General features: G+C 73.9%; 1 protein-coding gene. It reads right to left on the bottom strand.

Features of this window, described 5'->3' with window-relative positions; translation table 11 throughout:
* Positions 1–708 (bottom strand): vitamin B12 dependent-methionine synthase activation domain-containing protein (locus DEIPI_RS27980; RefSeq protein ID WP_045233510.1); only part of this gene is annotated, 708 nt, incomplete at both ends.

Here is a 708-nt window from a genome sequence, read left to right as displayed (position 1 = left end):
GGCCCACCGCGAAGTAGCGCGCCTCCGGGTGCGCGAGGTACAGGCCCGACACGCTCGCGGCGGGCCCCATCGCGCCGGACTCCGTGAGGCTCATGCCGACGGTTTCGGGCCGCAGCAGGCGGAACAGGGTGCGCTTCTCGGTGTGGTCGGGCTGCGCGGGGTAGCCCGGCGCGGGGCGGATGCCGCGGTAGCGCTCGCGGATGAGGTCCTCGTTCGTGAGGTCCTCGCCCTCGGCGTAGCCCCACCAGCGCGTGCGGACGTCCGCGTGGAGCTTCTCCGCGAAGGCCTCCGCGAGGCGGTCCGCGACGGCCTTCGCGAGGATCGCGGAGTAGTCGTCGTGCTGCGCCTCGAAGGCGAGCGCGAGCTCCTCGGCGCCGTGCACGCTCAGGGCGAAGGCGCCCACGAAGTCGCGCTCCGGGGACACGAAGTCCGCGAGCGCCACGTTCGCGGTCGGCTGCTCGCGCTGCTGCCGCAGGGTGTGCAGGACGTCGCCCGTCTCCAGGACGATGTCGTCGCCGTCACGCCGGGCCTCCCACAGGCCGATCACGCCGCGCGCCGTGAGGCTCCCGTCACGCTCGGCCACGTCGAGGAGGCGCTGCGCGTCCGCGAACAGCGCGCGCGCCTGATCGCCCACGCGGGTGTCGAGCAGCACGCTGGGGTACGTGCCGGGCAGCTCCCACGCGAGGAAGAACGGCGTCCAGTCGATGT

This window comes from Deinococcus pimensis DSM 21231, assembly GCF_000519345.1.
Classification (GTDB): Bacteria; Deinococcota; Deinococci; order Deinococcales; family Deinococcaceae; genus Deinococcus_A; species Deinococcus_A pimensis.
The sequence above is the reverse complement of the archived record's forward strand: the minus strand, read 5'-3'. Positions and strand labels throughout refer to the sequence as shown.